This window comes from Robiginitalea myxolifaciens, from assembly GCF_900115205.1.
Taxonomy (GTDB): Bacteria; Bacteroidota; Bacteroidia; order Flavobacteriales; family Flavobacteriaceae; genus Robiginitalea; species Robiginitalea myxolifaciens.
This window is the reverse complement of the sequence record NZ_FOYQ01000002.1, coordinates 327,048-345,255: the sequence shown is the minus strand read 5'-3', so window position 1 is coordinate 345,255 and position 18,208 is coordinate 327,048. Positions and strand designations below refer to the sequence as shown.

The 18,208-nt window shown below is 47.2% G+C and carries 14 protein-coding genes; 2 read left to right on the top strand and 12 right to left on the bottom strand.

The annotated features are described in order from the left end of the window. Nucleotides 1-32 precede the first annotated feature (32 nt). From BM318_RS09690 to BM318_RS09680, 3 genes are all read right to left on the bottom strand, one after another. The gene (locus BM318_RS09690; protein ID WP_092982421.1) at nucleotides 33-896 is read right to left on the bottom strand and encodes an OmpA/MotB family protein; all 864 of its coding nucleotides are present in this window, start codon (nucleotides 894-896) and stop codon (nucleotides 33-35) included. A 96-nt stretch (nucleotides 897-992) separates the two neighbouring features. Next, entirely contained in the window at nucleotides 993-2,003 is a 1,011-nt protein-coding gene (locus BM318_RS09685) for a glycosyltransferase family 2 protein (protein ID WP_092982420.1), read from the bottom strand. Between the two features lie 46 nt (nucleotides 2,004-2,049). After that, nucleotides 2,050-2,523: a type I restriction enzyme HsdR N-terminal domain-containing protein gene (locus tag BM318_RS09680; RefSeq protein ID WP_092982419.1), complete on the bottom strand. Its 474-nt coding sequence runs from the start codon at nucleotides 2,521-2,523 to the stop codon at nucleotides 2,050-2,052. Between the two features lie 27 nt (nucleotides 2,524-2,550). Between BM318_RS09680 and holA the strand changes: the two genes are divergently transcribed. Continuing rightward, nucleotides 2,551-3,555: a DNA polymerase III subunit delta gene (holA, locus tag BM318_RS09675; RefSeq protein ID WP_092982418.1), complete on the top strand. Its 1,005-nt coding sequence runs from the start codon at nucleotides 2,551-2,553 to the stop codon at nucleotides 3,553-3,555. Nucleotides 3,556-3,561: 6 nt separating this feature from the next. Here the strand turns inward: holA and BM318_RS09670 are convergent, their stop codons facing one another. The 9 genes from BM318_RS09670 to uvrA form a co-directional block, all read right to left on the bottom strand. Beyond that, on the bottom strand, nucleotides 3,562-3,942 hold the full coding sequence (locus BM318_RS09670; RefSeq protein ID WP_092982417.1) for a DoxX family protein: 381 nt from the start codon (nucleotides 3,940-3,942) through the stop codon (nucleotides 3,562-3,564). Between the two features lie 45 nt (nucleotides 3,943-3,987). Then, nucleotides 3,988-6,231: an aminotransferase class III-fold pyridoxal phosphate-dependent enzyme gene (locus BM318_RS09665; RefSeq protein ID WP_092982416.1), complete on the bottom strand. Its 2,244-nt coding sequence runs from the start codon at nucleotides 6,229-6,231 to the stop codon at nucleotides 3,988-3,990. A gap of 66 nt (nucleotides 6,232-6,297) precedes the next feature. Next, nucleotides 6,298-6,687, bottom strand: a complete 390-nt coding sequence (locus BM318_RS09660) for a hypothetical protein (RefSeq protein ID WP_092982415.1) — start codon at nucleotides 6,685-6,687, stop codon at nucleotides 6,298-6,300. A gap of 24 nt (nucleotides 6,688-6,711) precedes the next feature. Next, nucleotides 6,712-7,209: a DoxX family protein gene (locus BM318_RS09655; RefSeq protein WP_092982414.1), complete on the bottom strand. Its 498-nt coding sequence runs from the start codon at nucleotides 7,207-7,209 to the stop codon at nucleotides 6,712-6,714. Nucleotides 7,210-7,329: 120 nt separating this feature from the next. Then, entirely contained in the window at nucleotides 7,330-8,499 is a 1,170-nt protein-coding gene (locus BM318_RS09650) for a helix-turn-helix domain-containing protein (RefSeq protein WP_092982413.1), read from the bottom strand. Between the two features lie 32 nt (nucleotides 8,500-8,531). Beyond that, nucleotides 8,532-10,943, bottom strand: a complete 2,412-nt coding sequence (locus tag BM318_RS09645) for an alpha-ketoacid dehydrogenase subunit alpha/beta (RefSeq protein WP_092982412.1) — start codon at nucleotides 10,941-10,943, stop codon at nucleotides 8,532-8,534. Nucleotides 10,944-11,119: 176 nt separating this feature from the next. Beyond that, a complete protein-coding gene (locus BM318_RS09640) occupies nucleotides 11,120-13,960 on the bottom strand; it encodes a gluzincin family metallopeptidase (protein ID WP_394333337.1) in 2,841 nt (946 codons plus the stop codon). Further along, entirely contained in the window at nucleotides 13,960-14,646 is a 687-nt protein-coding gene (locus tag BM318_RS09635) for an LOG family protein (RefSeq protein ID WP_092982411.1), read from the bottom strand. Before BM318_RS09635 ends, BM318_RS09640 begins: the two co-directional genes overlap by 1 nt. 41 nt (nucleotides 14,647-14,687) lie before the next feature. Then, the gene (uvrA, locus tag BM318_RS09630; RefSeq protein ID WP_092982410.1) at nucleotides 14,688-17,558 is read right to left on the bottom strand and encodes an excinuclease ABC subunit UvrA; all 2,871 of its coding nucleotides are present in this window, start codon (nucleotides 17,556-17,558) and stop codon (nucleotides 14,688-14,690) included. Nucleotides 17,559-17,678: 120 nt separating this feature from the next. Between uvrA and BM318_RS09625 the strand changes: the two genes are divergently transcribed. After that, a complete protein-coding gene (locus BM318_RS09625; protein WP_092982409.1) occupies nucleotides 17,679-18,206 on the top strand; it encodes a hypothetical protein in 528 nt (175 codons plus the stop codon). Nucleotides 18,207-18,208 lie beyond the last annotated feature (2 nt).

Below are 18,208 nucleotides of genomic sequence, written 5' to 3'. Positions count from 1 at the left end.
TTATTGCTGTTTCCTTTTGGAAGGAATTCGGTTTAGTTATTGATCGCAGGATCGTCCATGCCTTCTTCGATCATCGAGTAGAACTGATCCAGTTTTGGAAGAACTACGATACGGGTGCGGCGGTTCTTAGCGCGATCTGCAGCTGAATCATTGCTGGCAAGCGGTACATAGTAACTACGACCTGCAGCAGTCATACGGGCAGGATCCACACCGAAGTCGTTTTGCAGTACGCGTACAATGGATGTGGCGCGCTTTGCACTCAAATCCCAGTTGTCTAACAGGACACCAGAGCTGTAAGGAACATTGTCGGTATGTCCTTCTACCATAAACTCAAAATCAGGCTTGTTGTTAACTACCTTGGCTACTTTGCCTAAAACTTCTTTGGCAGCAGAATTTACATTATAGCTTCCGCTGGAGAAGAGGAGTTTATCTGAGATGGAAACGAATACTACGCCTTTCTCAACACTGATTTCGATATCCTCGTCATCGAGGTTACCCAGTACCCCTTTCAGGCTTTGTACCAGGCTCAGGTTTACAGAATCGCGACGAGTAACAGCATCCTGTAATTTGCGGATAGTCAGGTCCTTTTCGCGAAGGCTTTCCAGGGATTTTTCGAGGTTGTCTGCTCCTTTGGCAGTTAGCGTTGTGAGGTTACCCATGTTATTGATGAGCTCCTGGTTATTGGCTTTTAGAAATGCATTTTGCTCTTCCAGGGTTTGCATCCGTGCGTCTGCGGTTGCCTTTTCCTCCAGGCAGCTGTTGAGCTTAACCGTGGCTGAATTCAAAAGGTCTTGAGTTTCCTTTTGCTTGGCTTCCAGTTCTGCATACTTTTTTTGGGAAACACAGGAAGACAAAGCTATGGCCATTCCCAGGCATCCAAGAATAATTTTTTTCATAATTACTATTTGTGAGTTAAAGTTGTTATCAACGTGGGGTACGAATTCGTTAACAAAATTATATAAAAGTAAAATCGACTATAACCAGGCGACTCGTTAATCTTTTACTAAATTGTTAAACGCCCTTGTTTTACTTACGTAATAAGACCACACTATGGATGTTGTGCAATAGTATTTTTTTGTGAATTGCGCCTTTTCCCGTTTCCGAAACATGGATCCAAAATGCCGGTAAAAACTCAAATGGGCTCTTAACACAGCCCAGGAGTGCCGCGGTTTACCTTCAAAGAAAAAGACGAGAGCTGCCAGGCCGTCCAATAATAGCCGTGTAAAAATGAGTACGAGGGAAACCCTTAATCTCAGGTTTTTAAGCAGGGAATAGAGGGAATTCCGAAAATTCAGGAAGGTCTTACGCGGATTCATATTGCTCAGGGTAGATCCCCCCAGGTGAAGTACCTGTGAATGCCCCACGTAGCGGACGGCATAGCCAGCATTGTGTGCACGCCAGCAAAAATCCACTTCCTCCTGGTGGGCAAAGTAATCCGGATCAAAACCACCTAATTCCCGAAACACGTCTTTCTTGACGAACAAGCAAGCCCCGGTTGCCCAAAAGATTTCCCGGATATCATCGTATTGCCCTTCATCCTTTTCCAGGCTCTGAAAGATTCTTCCGCGGCAAAAGGGATAACCCAGGCGATCGAGGTATCCACCGGCCGCACCGGCATATTCAAAGTGGGTAGGTCGTTTCAGATCCTTAATCTTGGGCTGGGCAATAGCCAGGTTCGCATCCTGCGCAAAACAATCGAGAATGGGTTGTATCCATCCCTCGCAGACTTCGACATCCGAATTCAACAGGCAATATATGGGCTCTTCCACCGCTTTCAGTGCAAGGTTATATCCTCCCGCAAAACCTTCGTTGCGTTCGTTGCGGATAATTTGCACCTGAGGATAGGCCGATTTGATGAATTCCACGGAATCGTCAGAAGAGGCATTGTCGGCCACGTAAATCTTCGCTCCCTTGCTATGGGCAATTACCGATGGCAGGAACCGTTCGAGCAAGGAACGTCCATTCCAGTTTAGGATTACTACAGCAAGGTCTTCTGAATTCATATACAGCTGCCTGGGCGCGCAAAGTAAATAATAATTTCCCGCATGGTCAGGACTTTCTTGGATTCCCCTGGAAGAGTTCTGCTGCGTCGGGCAACTTTTTCAAAAAATGATAGGCGCCGGCCTCGTGATCCATCTGGCAGTAAAAATGAGTTAGCCCGTTGGTAACCATCAGATAATCAGCATTCGTCTGTATGTTATATCGGGCAATCTGATCGAAGGTCGCCTGGGTTATTGTAACTCCGGGCGCCTTGCACTCCACGAGAACCCGAACCTGGCCCTCAGCATCGCATACTGCCAAATCTACCCTTTTGTGTAGGCCTGCAACGGTTATTTCGCGTTCTACCAGCATCCTGCCTCCGGGATATCCAAGATCGGAAAGCAGGAAATGAATGCAATGCTGTCGCACCCATTCCTCGGGTAATAAGTGCACATACTTTTTACGGATTACATCAAAAACCAGCAGCTTATTTTCCCTATTTTTGATGCGTAGCGGATAGGACGGAAAATTCAATGCTTCCATGCCGCAAATTAGCCACTTTTTTTCCAAATGAACGAGGTAAAACAGCTGATCGCCAATATACGGGAAGGACGACTTGCGCCCTTTTATCTGTTGATGGGAGAGGAGACCTATTATATCGATAAGATCTCGGAGTACATCGCTGAGAATGTCCTCAGTGAGGAAGAGCGTGGCTTTAACCAGGTAGTCCTTTATGGCAAGGATGTCGGGGTTGCGGATATCATCAGCCAGGCCAAGCGTTTTCCCATGATGGCGGAGCATCAGGTAGTCATTGTCCGCGAAGCACAGCATTTGTCCCGTAATATGGAGAAATTCCTTCCTTATGTGGAAAACATGCAACCGAGTACGATCCTGGTCTTGTGTTACAAATACAAGTCGATCGATCGGCGCAAAAAATTAGCCAAGAAAATTACGGAGCACGGCGGGGTGGTTTTTGAAAGTAAGAAGCTTTACGAGAATCAGGTAGCCGATTGGATTCGGAAGGTCCTGTTGGGAAGCGGATATAAAATTTCTCATAAGGCAGCTGCCCTGTTGGTAGAATATCTGGGAACGGATTTGAGCCGTATTTCTAATGAGCTTGAAAAACTGAAGATTATTCTTCCAAAAGGGTCGGAGATAGACCCGGGGCATATTGAACAGCATATCGGAATCAGTAAGGACTACAACAACTTTGAATTGAAGAAGGCGATAGCTACCCGGGATATCCCTAAGGCAACACGGATCATTAAGTATTTTTCAGAAAATCCCCGGGAAAACCCCTTTGTGGTAACCGTGGCCTTGTTACACAATTTCTTCACACAGGTGCTGCAGTATCACGGCCTCAGCGATCACAGCCCAAAGAACGTGGCCAATGCCTTGCGGATAAATCCGTATTTCGTGGGCGAATACCAGGATGCGGCAAGGAACTATCCTATGAAAAGGGTAAGCCGTATCGTATCTACACTTCGTGAAATGGACCTTAAGAGTAAAGGAGTAGGGGCAACGGCATTGAACCCGCAAGACTTGTTGCGGGAGTTGCTTTTCAAGATCGTGTGAATGTCTTTATTTCCGGTCTACACTGAACTTGCCCGGACCTAGCAGGAAAATACAAATAAAGATCCCCAGGAAGAGTAGTGCTTTTTCTTTGACCCCAAATGGATCTGCAGCGTGGACAATCAAGGCAGCCACGGCCATAGTAATGATCACCGGAATAGCGGCCCAGCGTGTTTTCAGACCAATAAGTACTAAAACGGCACAGAGGAATTCTGCGAACACCGCCAGGAAAAGAGAAGGACCAGCGCCAATACCAATAGGATCCCCGAATTGGACGGGGCCTTCTGCAAAGAGCATGCTAAGTTTTGGAATACCATGAGTTAGCATTAAACCGGCACCCGTTACTCTGAGTAACAGGAGTCCAATGTCAGTTTGTAGGGAACTTTTCATAAAAGCATAACGTGGTTTAGTTATTGCTAAATTATCAATAATATGTTAAAACTGATTAATTTTTCTCATAACATTGTTGGTTTCCTCGACAAGTTGATCAGCATTTGCACGGTTAAAAACCAAGGGGGGTTTTATTTTCAGTACTGTGTTTCCAGGTCCGTCCAGGCCGGTAAGGATATGCGCGTTTCGCAATTCATTACACAGATAGGCAGCTAATTCTGTGGCATTTTGCTTTGGACCAGCTAAGCATTCAATGCCGAGAAATAGTCCGCTCCCCCGGACTTCTTTAATCCAAGAGTAATTTGCGGCCAGGCCTTCAAATTCATGGATTAAGTACGCACCGACGTTTGCTGCCTGTTGCTGTAATCCTTCCGCTTCCACAACTTCTAAAACCGCTTTACCGATAGCACAGGAAACGGGATTACCGCCAAATGAGCTGAAAAATTCGGGCCCCTGAGCAAAAGACTCGGAAATTTCCCGGGTTGTAACTACGGCACCTATGGGGTGGCCATTGCCCATTGGCTTACCCAGCACCACCATGTCCGGAAGGACCTGATGCATTTCGAAGCCCCACTTCCATTGGCCCAACCTCCCGAATCCTACCTGGACTTCATCACTGATACAAACCCCGCCAAAGTTGCGTATTTCTGTATATAACGCTTTCAGCAATCCCTCTGGCAAGGGCAGTTGGCCGCCACATCCCATGATGGGTTCGGCGATCAAACCCGACAAGTCGTTTTGGTTCCTTTGGATTAAGTTACGGTAGTTCTCCAGTAAATCCCCGTACCAGGAATCCCAATCCCTATTGGCGGGTTTCTTCGGAAAAGGACCGACTACAGCATTGGGGTACTCCTGATCCTTATGGTGCTTGTAGGGACTAATTTCAATGCCGGATTGTGTATTTCCATGATAGCCACGATCCAGACAAAGCATCTTATTTTTACCGGTGTGCGCCCGGGACATGCGTATCGCCAGGTCGGTGGCCGCACTCCCGGAATTGACGAAGTATACCTGGCTCAGGTGATCCGGAAACCAGGATAACAGGTGTTCCGCATAATCGAGGATTTCATCGTAATAATAACGTGTGTTGGTATTGAGGCGTCTTGAAGTACGGGCTGCAGCTTCGGTTACGTGGGGATGGCAATGCCCCACCAGCATGATGTTGTTATAGGCATCCAGAAAAGTATTTCCTGCAGCGTCAAACATATACTGCATCGCAGCCCGTCGCATGCCGATAGGTTGCTGATAACTAAGAGAAAGACTCTTACCCAAAACCCTTGACCTGCGTTCCTGGTATTCGCCAGCGGAAATAACCTTTTGAGCATGCAATCCTATGGCTTCCCGAAAGACATCGGCAGCCCGTTCCGGGGTGATGCTGATCCACCGGTGTAATAATTTCCGGGCCCCTGCTTCGCTAATTCGAATATATTCGGGGTCTTCACTACTGTCTGCTTTACTTGCAGAGTGGCATAAACTCATGCATAAGCGTCCGGCTATTAAATAGTACAACAAATCCATTTCCTGGCCGAGGAGTGGAAACTGTTGGTGGAATGCCTTTAGTGCGTTAGCGGCAACTTCAAGGGGATTTTCCTTGTCCATCAGCAGGTAAGTGAGCCCAACCGCAACCTCATTGATAGTCCATGAGTAGCACAAATCTCCGAAGTCTATAAGGCCGCTTACCTCATGCCCATTACAAAGGACATTCCAGTCATTGGAATCGTTGTGGATCACAGATTTGCGCAAGGCATATCGGCGGGGGAGGACTTCCTGCTGAAACTGATGCAAGAAATAGGAAATAACCCTACGATCTTCCGGAGCTGCTACAGCTGGCACAAGCGCCTGAACTTTCTCCAGGTGTTGCAGGTCCCAGGAGCGCTCCAGCGCACCAATATTTCCAGGGGGAAGGTCTGCGAGTTGCGCAGTAAGTTCCCCGAGAAAGGCTCCAAAGCTAGCTTGTAGTTCGGGGCTATGGTCGGTCTCCGCGAGGAAAGTCCCGGGAACAAAGCTCAGTAATCGAAAATACTGTTCGCCCAGGTCGAGCAAGGTATTTTCCTGAAGGTCCGGGATAATTACCGGGAACCGCGTGGGCAAAGTCTGCGATAGCCGCCTAAGCATTTGGCTTTCGACCTCCAGTAAATCCTTAACCCATGGTGCTTTGCGGTAGGTTTTGGCAATTCGCAACCCATCCTTAAGTCGAACCTTGAAGGTCCCGTTTTGATATCCCGCCTGGCGTTTGATCTCAAGGGGGTGGATTCCGTATTTTTCCCGGAGGAGTTGTTCAATAATCATTGTGTCAATCCCGATAATGGCACTGGGATAAACTTACGATAATTACCAATTCCAGGTACCGGATTACTATTCCACAACAACAGTAGCTTCTGGATTATTCCAAATGGTGGAATACCTAATTACTTGCGGTTGATACTCGAATTCGAGATTCCGATTATTTTGATTCGCCAGTTCATAACTGCCATCTTCGGCAACGAATTTAAAAGACATACTGCTGTGTCCGGTGTCGACCAGGACTTTGCCGGTGAAGATGCCATCTCCGTCGGGATCAGACAATTCAATAGTTTCATTCCAGGATAGGGGAGGAAGGGACCCGCGAATGCCCACCGCACCAATACTTTCATCCGATCCAGTATCGACCTGGAAATGGATTTCCTTGACATGGGTTTCCTGCACGCACGAAGTGGTAAGTACTAAGGCCAACAAGACGGTAAAGGATATAATTTTTGATTGCATGATATTTTGATTTAGTATTTACAATTAGGATTTGGCAGGGGATAGTTTCTTAGCCAGGAGATAATCAAGGCCAAAGCGACCGCTACCGAGGTAAAGGTTGTATAGGGCAACCCATAGAAAGCCCATTGCCGGAAGCATTCCCCAGGTGCCCATACCCCATTTCTGCATGAAAATCGCCGTAAGCATGGTACAGGTAATTAGGAAGGCTGCGACGCGGGTCTTTAAGCCAAAGGCAAGGAATAAGCCCCCAACCGCCTCACTGAAAGCGCCCATCCAGGCGAAGAATACAGGCATAGCGGCATAAATACCTCCGTAGGTTGCCACATCCTGGGGAAACCAGGCGGCGACTTCGAATAGGTCGAGGTTTTGGCCCTCCGGGGTCCAGGGCATTCCGAATTTACTGGCACCAAAATCTAAGGCCAGTAACATGCCACAGATAAATCGGATTGCGGCAAAAATCAGGTCAGCAAGCCAATGGGGTTGACAGATTGGAGTAATGAGGGATTTCAATAATAGTTTCATATCTAAAGGATTTCTTTCGAAACAAAACTGCGGCATTGCCCGCACCAAGCCGGCTCAGATCATAAGAAAAGGGTCTCAAATACGATTTGAGACGTATTTCAGGAGGATTTCAGGAGGATTTTAAGAGGATTTCAGGGAGTTCAAATAAGACGAAGGAGAATTCCCCTCGAGTTTTTGAAAAACCCGATTGAAAGTGGCTTTGCTATTGAAACCGGACTCAAAGGCCAATCCCAAAAGGGAGTGGTTGCGGTGATCTCCTTGTTTGAGGTGTTCCTTGAAACGGGCAATTCGGTAGCTGTTTACAAAATCGTTGAAGTTCATACCAAACCCCGCATTTATGGTTCGGGAAAGTTGGACCCGTGAGATCCCGAGTTCCGATGCCAATTCCTCCAGGTTGAGATCCGGCCGGAGGAAGGCTTCCCGGGATTCCATGAACTGGGTTAATTCTTGCTTGTCGGTAGCTATGATTTCCTCCCTGGGATACGTCTTGAGGTCGGAAAGGTTAAAATCCAGACCCAAGAGGCGATGCGGGGGAGTAAAGTAGCCCCGGATACCCATATAGAGTATTGCGACGGCTGCAAAGAAGTCCTTCCACCATTTCTGAATCCAGGTTAAGGATTGTATTTGTAAGTCCAGAAATTGCTGGATATTTCCGTAAAGAAAAAGCAGGATATAGATGAATAGAAAGTTCCGCATCCAACGCAATTCCAGGGAGTAGGTATTCGAGAAATAGTGTCTGAGCTTCTTGCGATAGGCATAGTATAATTGAAGGGAGAAGGCGAGGTAAATGGCCTGCTGAAGCGTTTCAATGATTGAGAAAAAGTTGCCCACCGCTCCCATATTCCAGTTTTGCATCAACACGCCATTCTGTTGCGTATCAAATCCGGGTTGACCGCTGTCATAAACCAGAATAAATATGCGGTAGCCTATGAAAACAATTAGCGGAATAAAGTGCAACCAGTCTGTTTTCCGGAATCGGAATGCCGAAGTTGTCACTGCTTTCAGGTAAAGATAAATAAGCGGTCCTACGGCAAAAGTCAGCGGAATCAGGTAATAGTTGATCTTGGTATTTCTGAATGTGTCGTACCATCCCATGAATCCAATGGTGTAGGTGGTGCGATGGTAGCAGGTAATCAACAGCAGGGTGCCCAACAGGAAATCGGATAATAACTGCTTGTTATAGGCCCGATAATACAATAATACCGCCAGAAGTATCCCCTGAGTTACCAGAATCAGGAGCGCGGTACTGTATATATTGAACTCAGGAAATGCGAGCAGGTAAGATCCCATAATCGCAAATCAAGGTAGTAAAAAGAATACTTTTAAAACAGCTTTGGGTACGCTTCAGGCTTGGCCTCGTGGAGTATGCTGTAGACCTTTTCGAAGATATCCTCCGCACTGGGTTTGGAAAAATAGTCTCCATCACTGGCATAGGCCGGACGGTGTGCTTTTGCAGTTAAGGTATGCGGGGGAGAATCGAGATAGCGATAAGCTCCCTGTTCTTCAATCACTTTCTGCAACAAATAGGCTGCGCAACCTCCCGGAACATCTTCATCGACCACGAGGAATCGATTGGTTTTGCGAATACTCTCTTTTACCTGATGCCCCAAATCAAATGGCAGCAGGCTTTGTGCATCAATGACTTCTGCCGAAATCCCTACCTCCTCTAATTCGGCGGCTACCTGGTTCACGATGCGCAAGGTGGAACCGTAGGAAAGGATGGTGATATCCGATCCTTCACGGATTACTTCCACCTGACCAATAGGGGTGCAGAGTTCTCCCAGGTTATTCGGCATTTTCTCTTTCAGGCGATACCCATTAAGGCTTTCAACGATCAGGGCGGGTTCGTCTGATTTCATCAGGGTGTTATAGAAACCTGCTGCTTTCGTCATATTACGCGGTACCAGGAAGTACATGCCACGCAACAAATGGATCAGGCCTCCCATCTGTGATCCCGAATGCCAGATTCCTTCGAGTCGATGCCCCCGGGTCCGTACGATAAGCGGTGCCTTTTGTTTTCCGACAGTGCGATATAAAAGCGTAGCTAAATCATCACTTAAGGTTTGCAAAGCATATAGCATGTAATCCAGATACTGGATTTCGGCAATCGGTCGCAAACCGCGTAAAGCTAATCCGATGCCCTGCCCGATAATCGTTGCTTCCCGAATTCCTGTATCGGCGATTCGCAAGGGCCCGAATTTTTTCTGTAAGCCTTCCAGTCCCTGATTAACATCTCCAATATTCCCACTGTCTTCTCCAAAGATGACAGCCTGAGGATATTGGGTAAACAGTTTCTCGAAATTATCCCGCAGAATTATCCGGCCGTCTACCATTTCAGCATCGTCGGTATACGCCGGAGAAATTTCCGGAATAGCCGTGGCCTTATTGTCCAGTTCAGAATACAAGTGTGAACTATACAGGGGTTGGGTGGAATTGCGGAAGGCTTCGATCCATGCGATTAACTGCTCGCGCTGCGGATGGGATTCGCCAACTAAAAAGCGCACTGCTTTACGGGATGCCACCATCAGGTCCTTCTTGAGGGGTTCCTCAATAGCGATCAGGTCGTTCTTGAGTTTCCGGATGAAGTTCCTGTTAGGGCTCGCATTTGCAGCAGCATCGAGCAGTTCCACCAATTCTTTTTGCTGGGCGCGATGCGGAGCCAAAAATTCGGACCAGGCCTCCTTCTTAGCCAGACGAACTTCCTTCTTAATGGACTTTTCCAATTGCGCCAACTCCTCCTCGGAGACAATTTCATTGGCCAGGATCCATTCCCTGAACTTTAAATTACAATCGTATTCGCGTTCCCAATTCAGTCGTTCTTCCGTCTTGTAGCGCTCGTGAGATCCCGAGGTGGAATGCCCCTGGGGCTGGGTGAGTTCCTGCACATGAATCAGAACAGGGGTGTGGGACTCGCGGGCAATATCGGCGGCATTTTCATAGGCATGGATCAGGGCCGTATAGTCCCATCCCTTAACCCGCATTATTTCGAAGCCAGCTTCCTTTTCGGTTCGTTGGAAACCCTTCAGTATTTCGGAGATATTCTCTTTGGTTGTCTGATATTCTGCCGGAACCGAGATTCCATAAGCATCGTCCCAGACGCTGATTACCATGGGAACCTGAAGGACGCCAGCCGCGTTGACCGTTTCGAAGAAATGACCTTCGCTTGTCGAGGCATTCCCAATGGTGCCCCATGCAATTTCGTTACCTCCATTTGAGAATCCCTCAGAAGGCAGCTCGTTAAGGTGACGGTATAATTTTGAAGCCTGGGCCAGTCCTAACAGTCGTGGCATCTGAGCCGCCGTAGGCGAAATATCAGCGCTGCTGTTCGGTTGTTTGGTAAGATCCTTCCAACTGCCATCTTCATTCAGGCTATAGGTAACAAAGTGACCTCCCATTTGCCTTCCGGCGCTCATGGGTTCCAGACTAATGTCGGTTGTAGCATAGAGCCCGTGAAAGAAGTCTTTGGGACCTAAGAGGTCGAGCGCCATCATAAAAGTCTGGTCGCGGTAGTAACCACTTCTGAAATCCCCATCCCGGAAGGATCGGGCCATTGCGAGCTGTGGCAATTCTTTGCCATCCCCAAAGATTCCGAATTTTGCCTTTCCGGTGAGCACTTCACGCCGACCTAAAAGACTACATTCCCGACTCAGTACAGCAATGCGGTAATCCCGCAGGATTTGCTCTTTGAAGTCGTTAAATGAAATGTCTTTTTCCGGATCTAGTTCCACCTTCATCTTTAGGTAAATTGCGTTGTGGCAAAAGTAGTCAAAACAGCCCTCGATAGCAATGCCGGACTTTGAAATAATTACCGATTATTCAACAAATTTGTTTTAAAACGAAAATTTGTCAAGAATAATGCAAAAAAATGCCTGTGGAGTAAGAATTCGTTAACTAATTAGCCGGGTGGCGCTTAAAACCAACGCCGTGTAAAGAGGCCGGTAAGCGTACGCGGGCTTATGGTAATGATGAATCTGATTCGCTCATCGTAATTGGGTTGCGCAATTTCCCAACCGAGATTGGAGTAGAATGGAAAGTACAGCTCAAAGTAGTCGGTAACCAGATTCAATCGTATTCCAGCGTCATAGACAAATCGGGCATTGCTGCCTGTATTCTTTAGAAATCCAATATCGCCGTAAACTTCGATCCAGCGCCAAAGGTTAAAACTCGCATTACCGGTTAGCATCCAATCATTGGCAAAGGCATCAGGTAACTGGGATTTAAAGCCACCTTCGGCAATTATAATTTGCTGACTGTAAATACCGCTATCCTCAGATCTTCCCAGGTAGTTATAATCGAAAAGGTAATCCGTAGGTCGGTCCAATGCAAAACTAAAGAAGTCCGAATCCGTCTGATTTCTCAGGAAAAGTCCTCCGAACATCCGAAGATTCAATTGTCGGTTACTATTAAATAACCGGCGGTACTCCACGTTGAGTGCTACCTTGGAAAAATCGGATGCGTGCTGCGCATCGGCAAACCAGGAAAAGTAGTTGATAATATGGTTGTCGCGATAGTTGTAGCGCAAATTCAAAACACTGTAATCCGGGTCTGTTTCCAATTCCCCCAAAGTCGGGTCTATATTCCGGAAAACATTGATATATCGCAACAGAAGACTGGACCGTACATTTGAGGTGAGGTCGTCCGGACGCCATCCAAAAGATACTGAAGGGGTAAGGGTAGAATATCTCGAATTTGTTTGAAAGTGGGAGGTGGAACCCCTCAGGCTGTAGTTGGTTACATAAAACCCGCTTTTACCGTGGAAATGCTGATAACGCAAGCTTGCATTTCCGACCAAAGCCCGTTCCCGGGTGGCATAGGTCGGTGCTACATCGAATACAAAAGGACGTTGTAAGAGGGTTTTATTGGTCAGGCGGAGCCCCGGTGAAATCCCATCGTAGATATTGAAATTTGCTACGGGCATGTAAAATATCTGATTGTAATAGGGGTTCTCCGCATCCCTGAAAAACTGGATTTTGAGTTTCTTGTTCCCTGAGAAAAAACCGCCCAGGGTTTTCCAGTTATCCCGCTGGTTGAATTCCGGGATATTCTGGTCGTAATTCAATACCAGTCGTTCCTCCGTACCTCGTGGAATTGCAAACTGAGCCGTGCCTTTGACCCCGGTAAACCAATATTTAGATACTACGGAATCCTCTGCTATCCCGAATAGAGATATGGGTACTTCTACGCCCGTTTTGTTCTTCAGGGTTACATAGAGAGAATCAGGGGTTTTTTCTACCTTCTTGATTTTGTAATCAATCTGATCGGTCGTTGCGACATAGGTATCGAAAAACCAATCGATATTCTTCGGGGCGCCTTCTTTCAGGGTCTTTTCAAAGTCGGCAGCGCGAACGGGTTGCAGGCTGTAGGTCTTGTAGAATTCCTTTATGGCGGCATCGATGTGGCCCTGATTCAGGTAATCGGCCAGGTATTTCATTCCCAGTCCTGCCTTGTAGGTGTTTGCGATCTTCTGATTGAATTTTATCAAGGAATCATTGGAAGTCACTAAGGGCTGATCCGTATTCCTGCGCGCGGCGAACATGTAGAGGAATGAATACTGTTCATTAAAATCCATTTGAGCAAGGGTAAACCGCTTTACCGGCCAGATATCCGCAAGCTTCCCGAGTAGTTTCTGATCCGGATAATACTCCTCCACATACCGTATCATAAGGTAATTCACGATGGCATCACTTACCCATTTCTCTTTTCTCGGATCCAGAAAAATGGTTTCCCGCATATAGCTGGTGAGTGCTGTCTTCAGGAATTTTAATTCGAACTGAAACTGTTCTTCATAAGGCCGGATAAAGGAAGGCAATAAATTCAGGCCGTACAGCGGATTCTTGTCAAAGTCAATCTCGCTGACCAATAGCTGTTCATAGGGAAAATCCCCAAGGTTTTCATGGATAAAACTGGTAATACGGTCTATGGAGATTCCCTGCAATACCTCCGGATATCCCCGGGATTGAATATCCGTAACTACAAACAGGGTAGAAGTGAGGTGTTTTTTGAAGGGTCTCGAACGATTCAAGATAACATCGCAGTTTTTGCGCTGGACACCGCGTAAGGTGGCAAACTGACCACCCGGGTAGGCCGAAACACTCATGTCTACATAATTCGTTCCCAAATACAGCGAATCGGGAAAAATGAAATTGATCTGGGTGTCAGAAATATCTGTGTATAGGTCTTCCAGGTTTTTATTGGAATACAATTTCCAATCCCCATCGTAAACAGCAGGAGTTAAATACCAGTCTTTCAAGTAGAAATCCCCCCTGGGGCTATATCCGTAAGGGGTGTATTTATTAGGGGGAAGTTTTACGGTGTAGGTCAGAAACAAGGTTGTGGAATCGCCTGGAGCTATCGGGCGGTCCAAATCAAAGCGAACCAGGTCCTTACCCGAAAGCCGCTCAAAAGTCACATTACGAAATACTTCGTTTGAACTGTTCAGGATATTTGTGCGGCCGCGCTCATTGTCCTTGGCCAGGTGGAGGGAGCGGTTAAACTCTTCTGCAAAACGGCGGGCAAGAGCGGTATTCTTATCGGAATAGGCATTATTCCAATCGTTGAAGTAGAGTACGTTCAGCGTGTCTTTGGAATCATTCACATACCGAAACTCCTGTTGGATCTCCAGTACTTTGGATTCCTCGACAAGCGTCGCTTTTATGTTGTTGGTATGCTGTGCCTTCACCCCTGAGATTCCCAGGAGTGCTATAAATCCTGCCCTTAGGAGCAAAAAGCATCTACCGGCAGGCCTATCCATTAAAAGTTCGGGCTAAGCATATGGCCTCTATAGAAGGCGTCGACAATATCTACAACTTCCTCAGGAGTATCGACCAGGTGTACCAGATCCAGGTCTTTTTCACTGATGTTTCCGGCTTGTAGCATGGTAGTCTTGATCCAATCCATTAAGCCACTCCAGAATTCCGTGCCTACCAAAATAATCGGGAAGCTTGCGATTTTGGCTGTTTGGATCAGGGTCATGGCTTCAAAGAGCTCGTCCAGGGTGCCGAAACCTCCCGGCATTACCACAAACCCTTGCGAATATTTCACAAACATTACCTTTCGAACAAAGAAATAATCGAAATTCAGACTCTTGTCTTCGTCGATGTACGGATTGTTTTGCTTTTCGAAAGGGAGTTCAATGTTGAGGCCCACTGAGGTGCCCCCATTAAGATGGGCTCCCCGGTTCCCGGCTTCCATTATTCCAGGGCCACCACCCGTTATAACGCCGTAACCAGCCTCAGAAAGCTCCTTGGCTACCTCGACCGCCAACTTATAGTAAGGATGGTCCTCAGGGGTGCGCGCAGAGCCGAAAACACTGATACAGGGGCCAATAGCACTGAGTTTTTCATATCCATTGACAAACTCTCCCATGATCTTGAAGATCGCCCAGGAGTCGTTGGTTTTAATTTCGTTCCAGCCCTTTGGGTGTTTTTCTGCGTGCATATTTTTTTTCTTACTGTAGTAACGTCAAAATTCCGCAAATTTTATGCATTTCCCTGATTTTCTGTCTCAAGGACGCCTTGCGGCTGTAGTTCCTGTTTCAAAAATCGGGCCGTATAGCTCTCGGGATGCTCGCAAATTTCTTCCGGACTTCCTGTGGCGATAATTTTACCACCACCCCGACCACCTTCAAGGCCAATGTCAATGATGTGGTCGGCGATCTTAATCACATCCATGTTGTGTTCTATGATCAGGACTGTATTGCCTTTGTCGACCAGTTGGGTGATAACTTCCATGAGCACGCGGATATCTTCGAAATGCAACCCGGTGGTGGGCTCGTCGAGAATATAAAAGGTATTCCCGGTATCCCTTTTCGAGAGCTCAGTGGCCAATTTAACCCGCTGCGCTTCACCCCCGGAGAGCGTGGTAGATTGTTGTCCCAGGGTAATATACCCCAATCCTACTTCGCGTATGGTACGCAGCTTCCTGTGGATCTTGGGGATATGTTCAAAGAAATTAACCGCCTCATTTACGGTCATTTCCAGTACATCGGCAATGGATTTCCCCTTATAGCGAATTTCCAGGGTTTCCCGATTGAATCGTTTTCCGTTGCAAGTTTCGCAATCCACGTATACATCCGGGAGGAAATTCATCTCAATAACCCGTAATCCACCTCCCTGACAGGTTTCACAGCGTCCTCCTTTTACATTAAAACTAAATCTGCCAGGCTTGTAGCCGCGAATGGCGGCTTCCGGAGTCTTGGCAAACAATGACCTGATTTCGCTAAAAACTCCTGTATACGTGGCAGGGTTAGATCGGGGAGTACGCCCTATAGGAGCCTGGTTGATGTCAATAACCTTATCGATGTGCTCCAGGCCGGTAATGGATTTATAGGGCATCGGCTTTTTGACCCCATTGAAATAGTGGGCATTCATAATGGGGTAGAGGGTCCCATTGACCAGTGTGGATTTACCACTTCCGGAAACCCCGGTAACGCATATCAATTTTCCTAAAGGAAACTCAGCCGTGATGTTCTTCAGGTTATGACCGGTGCAACCTTCCAGGCGTATTGATTTACCGCTACCTGCCCGACGTTGTTTGGGCACTGAAATTTCCCGGGTACCATTGAGGTAATCTGCGGTCAGGGTATGGTGCAGGTGGAGCTCTGACGGAGGCCCCTCGGAAATGATTTCTCCGCCGTGTTTTCCAGCCCTGGGCCCAATATCAATCACATGATCGGCCTCCAGGATCATATCCTTATCGTGCTCAACAACAATTACGGAATTGCCCAGATCTCTCAGGGCTTTAAGGGACTTAATAAGGCGTTGGTTGTCGCGCTGGTGTAATCCGATACTCGGTTCATCGAGGATATAAAGTACCCCAACCAGCTGGGAGCCGATTTGTGTGGCCAATCGAATTCGTTGCGCTTCGCCACCTGATAAGGTGCGTGATCCCCGGTTTAACGATAAGTAATCCAATCCCACATCCAAAAGGAATTTCAGTCGGGTCCGGATCTCCTTGATGATCTCTGCAGCAATTACTTGCTGATCACCCTCTAGCCGTTGATCCAGCTCCTGGAAGAAGCTATATAACTCAGCAATATCGAGCTGTGCTAAATCGGCAATATTCTTTCCATCTACCCGAAAATACAGCGATGATTTTTTCAGGCGGGAGCCATCACATTCCGGACAAGTGACCTTATCCATGTATTCCTTGGCCCACCTGCGGATACTACTGGAATTGCTATCGCGAAACTGGTTGAGGATAAAAGTGGCGATACCCTCGTAGTCTATTTTGTATTGGCGGGTTACCCCAAGGCTCTTACTATTAACTTCGAAACGTTCGTTTCCACCATTGATAATGAGGTCCAAAGCCTCCTCCGGAATCTTGGATATGGGGTCTCCTAAATCAAAATCATAGCGCAAGGCAATAGTCTCCAATTGCTTAAACGCCCAGGACTTCTTAAATGTTCCAAGGGGTGCCAGACCTCCGGCCTTAATGCTGAGCTTCTTATCCGGGATAATCTTTGCGGGGTTTACCTGATGGATATGCCCAAGCCCGTTGCACTCCGGGCACATTCCCTTGGGGGAATTGAAAGAGAACGTATTGGGTTCCGGGATCGGGTAGGAGATGCCGGATTCCGGACACATGAGGTGCCGGCTAAAGTATCTGGGCTCATCACTGCCTTCTTCAAGGACCATTAAAATATCATCCCCGGAATACATGGCCGTCTTAATGCTTTCCTCCAAACGGGATTTGTCCTGGTCTCCGGTTTTGATCGCCAAACGGTCTACCACGATTTCGATGTCGTGGGTTTTGTAGCGGTCTACCTTCATGCCCCGCTCAATATCCAGGATCTCCCCGTCTACGCGGACCTTGAGGAATCCCTGTTTGGCAATTTGCTCAAAAAGCTCCCGATAGTGCCCTTTACGGGACCGAACTACAGGAGCGAGAATATTGATGCGTTTATCCGAATACTGTTCCAGGATTAGCTCTACTATTTGCGCATCGGAATAGCTTACCATTTTCTTGCCAGTATTGTAGCTGTAGGCATCCGAAGCCCGGGCAAATAAAAGGCGTAAGAAATCGTAGACCTCGGTAATGGTACCAACGGTGGAGCGGGGAGACCGGCTCGTAGTTTTTTGCTCAATGGCAATTACCGGGGAGAGGCCGTCTATTTTGTCGACATCGGGTCGTTCTAAACCACCCAGGAACTGACGGGCGTAGGCAGAAAAGGTTTCAATGTATCGCCGCTGTCCTTCGGCGTAAAGTGTGTCGAAGGCCAGGGAAGATTTCCCACTTCCGGAAAGCCCGGTAATAACGACCAATTTTTCGCGAGGAATACTTAAATCAATGTCCTTCAGGTTATGGACCCGGGCGCCTTGAATATGAATATTTTCCTCTGCTGTTCCCATTCTTAAAATCAAAGGTTGCGAAATTACGATATTACACCCTAAATCGAAAGTTGAGCCTACTCCGAATTGTATATCATTGGGGCACTTTCTAACTTAGACCCGAACAAAAATTAAAAATACATGCAGTTACTCGGGATTGGCTCCAGAATTTCTCATCCAGAGCACGGTAAAGGGGTTGTGATCAATGTTAGCAGGAATCATTATTGGATTTCTTTTATGGACTCCGGAGTTGAAACTATTGATCTTGATGAGGGCTTTGAAGTTATCGAAGCCGTATATGATGAAGTCGACAGTGTAAGTTTCACTGAGGTGGAATCTTCTCTGATAGAAATCCTGAGAAAATGGAGTGATGCTACCTCGCTGGTACCGCTCGCCGACAAGTGGCGTGGTGGAACGCTTCTTTTGCAGCCCAAGGACACTACGCTTTCTGCCAAGGAAATCCCGCTGCAAACTTTCTTTCATAAGATTGTAATGGTCAGGGATAGGCTGCGGGTAATGGAGCAAAAAATCAACGCGCACAAAGGACTGGATGATCAGGATAAGGTGGAATTACAACAGTACATTACCCGGATATATGGCAGTTTAACCACCTTCAATGTAATGTTCAAAAACTCCAGTGACAATTTTGTGGGTGAAAAAACGCGGTAAGC

Coding starts and splice junctions, on each gene's coding strand:
- BM318_RS09625 (WP_092982409.1), top strand. CDS start 17,679: ATGCAGTTACTCGGGATTGGCTCCAGAATTTCTCATCCAGAGCACGGT.
- BM318_RS09680 (WP_092982419.1), bottom strand. CDS start 2,523: ATGGAAGCATTGAATTTTCCGTCCTATCCGCTACGCATCAAAAATAGG.
- uvrA (WP_092982410.1), bottom strand. CDS start 17,558: ATGGGAACAGCAGAGGAAAATATTCATATTCAAGGCGCCCGGGTCCAT.
- BM318_RS09655 (WP_092982414.1), bottom strand. CDS start 7,209: ATGAAACTATTATTGAAATCCCTCATTACTCCAATCTGTCAACCCCAT.
- BM318_RS09640 (WP_394333337.1), bottom strand. CDS start 13,960: ATGGATAGGCCTGCCGGTAGATGCTTTTTGCTCCTAAGGGCAGGATTT.
- BM318_RS09660 (WP_092982415.1), bottom strand. CDS start 6,687: ATGCAATCAAAAATTATATCCTTTACCGTCTTGTTGGCCTTAGTACTT.
- BM318_RS09635 (WP_092982411.1), bottom strand. CDS start 14,646: ATGCACGCAGAAAAACACCCAAAGGGCTGGAACGAAATTAAAACCAAC.
- holA (WP_092982418.1), top strand. CDS start 2,551: ATGAACGAGGTAAAACAGCTGATCGCCAATATACGGGAAGGACGACTT.
- BM318_RS09670 (WP_092982417.1), bottom strand. CDS start 3,942: ATGAAAAGTTCCCTACAAACTGACATTGGACTCCTGTTACTCAGAGTA.
- BM318_RS09650 (WP_092982413.1), bottom strand. CDS start 8,499: ATGGGATCTTACCTGCTCGCATTTCCTGAGTTCAATATATACAGTACC.
- BM318_RS09665 (WP_092982416.1), bottom strand. CDS start 6,231: ATGATTATTGAACAACTCCTCCGGGAAAAATACGGAATCCACCCCCTT.
- BM318_RS09645 (WP_092982412.1), bottom strand. CDS start 10,943: ATGAAGGTGGAACTAGATCCGGAAAAAGACATTTCATTTAACGACTTC.
- BM318_RS09685 (WP_092982420.1), bottom strand. CDS start 2,003: ATGAATTCAGAAGACCTTGCTGTAGTAATCCTAAACTGGAATGGACGT.
- BM318_RS09690 (WP_092982421.1), bottom strand. CDS start 896: ATGAAAAAAATTATTCTTGGATGCCTGGGAATGGCCATAGCTTTGTCT.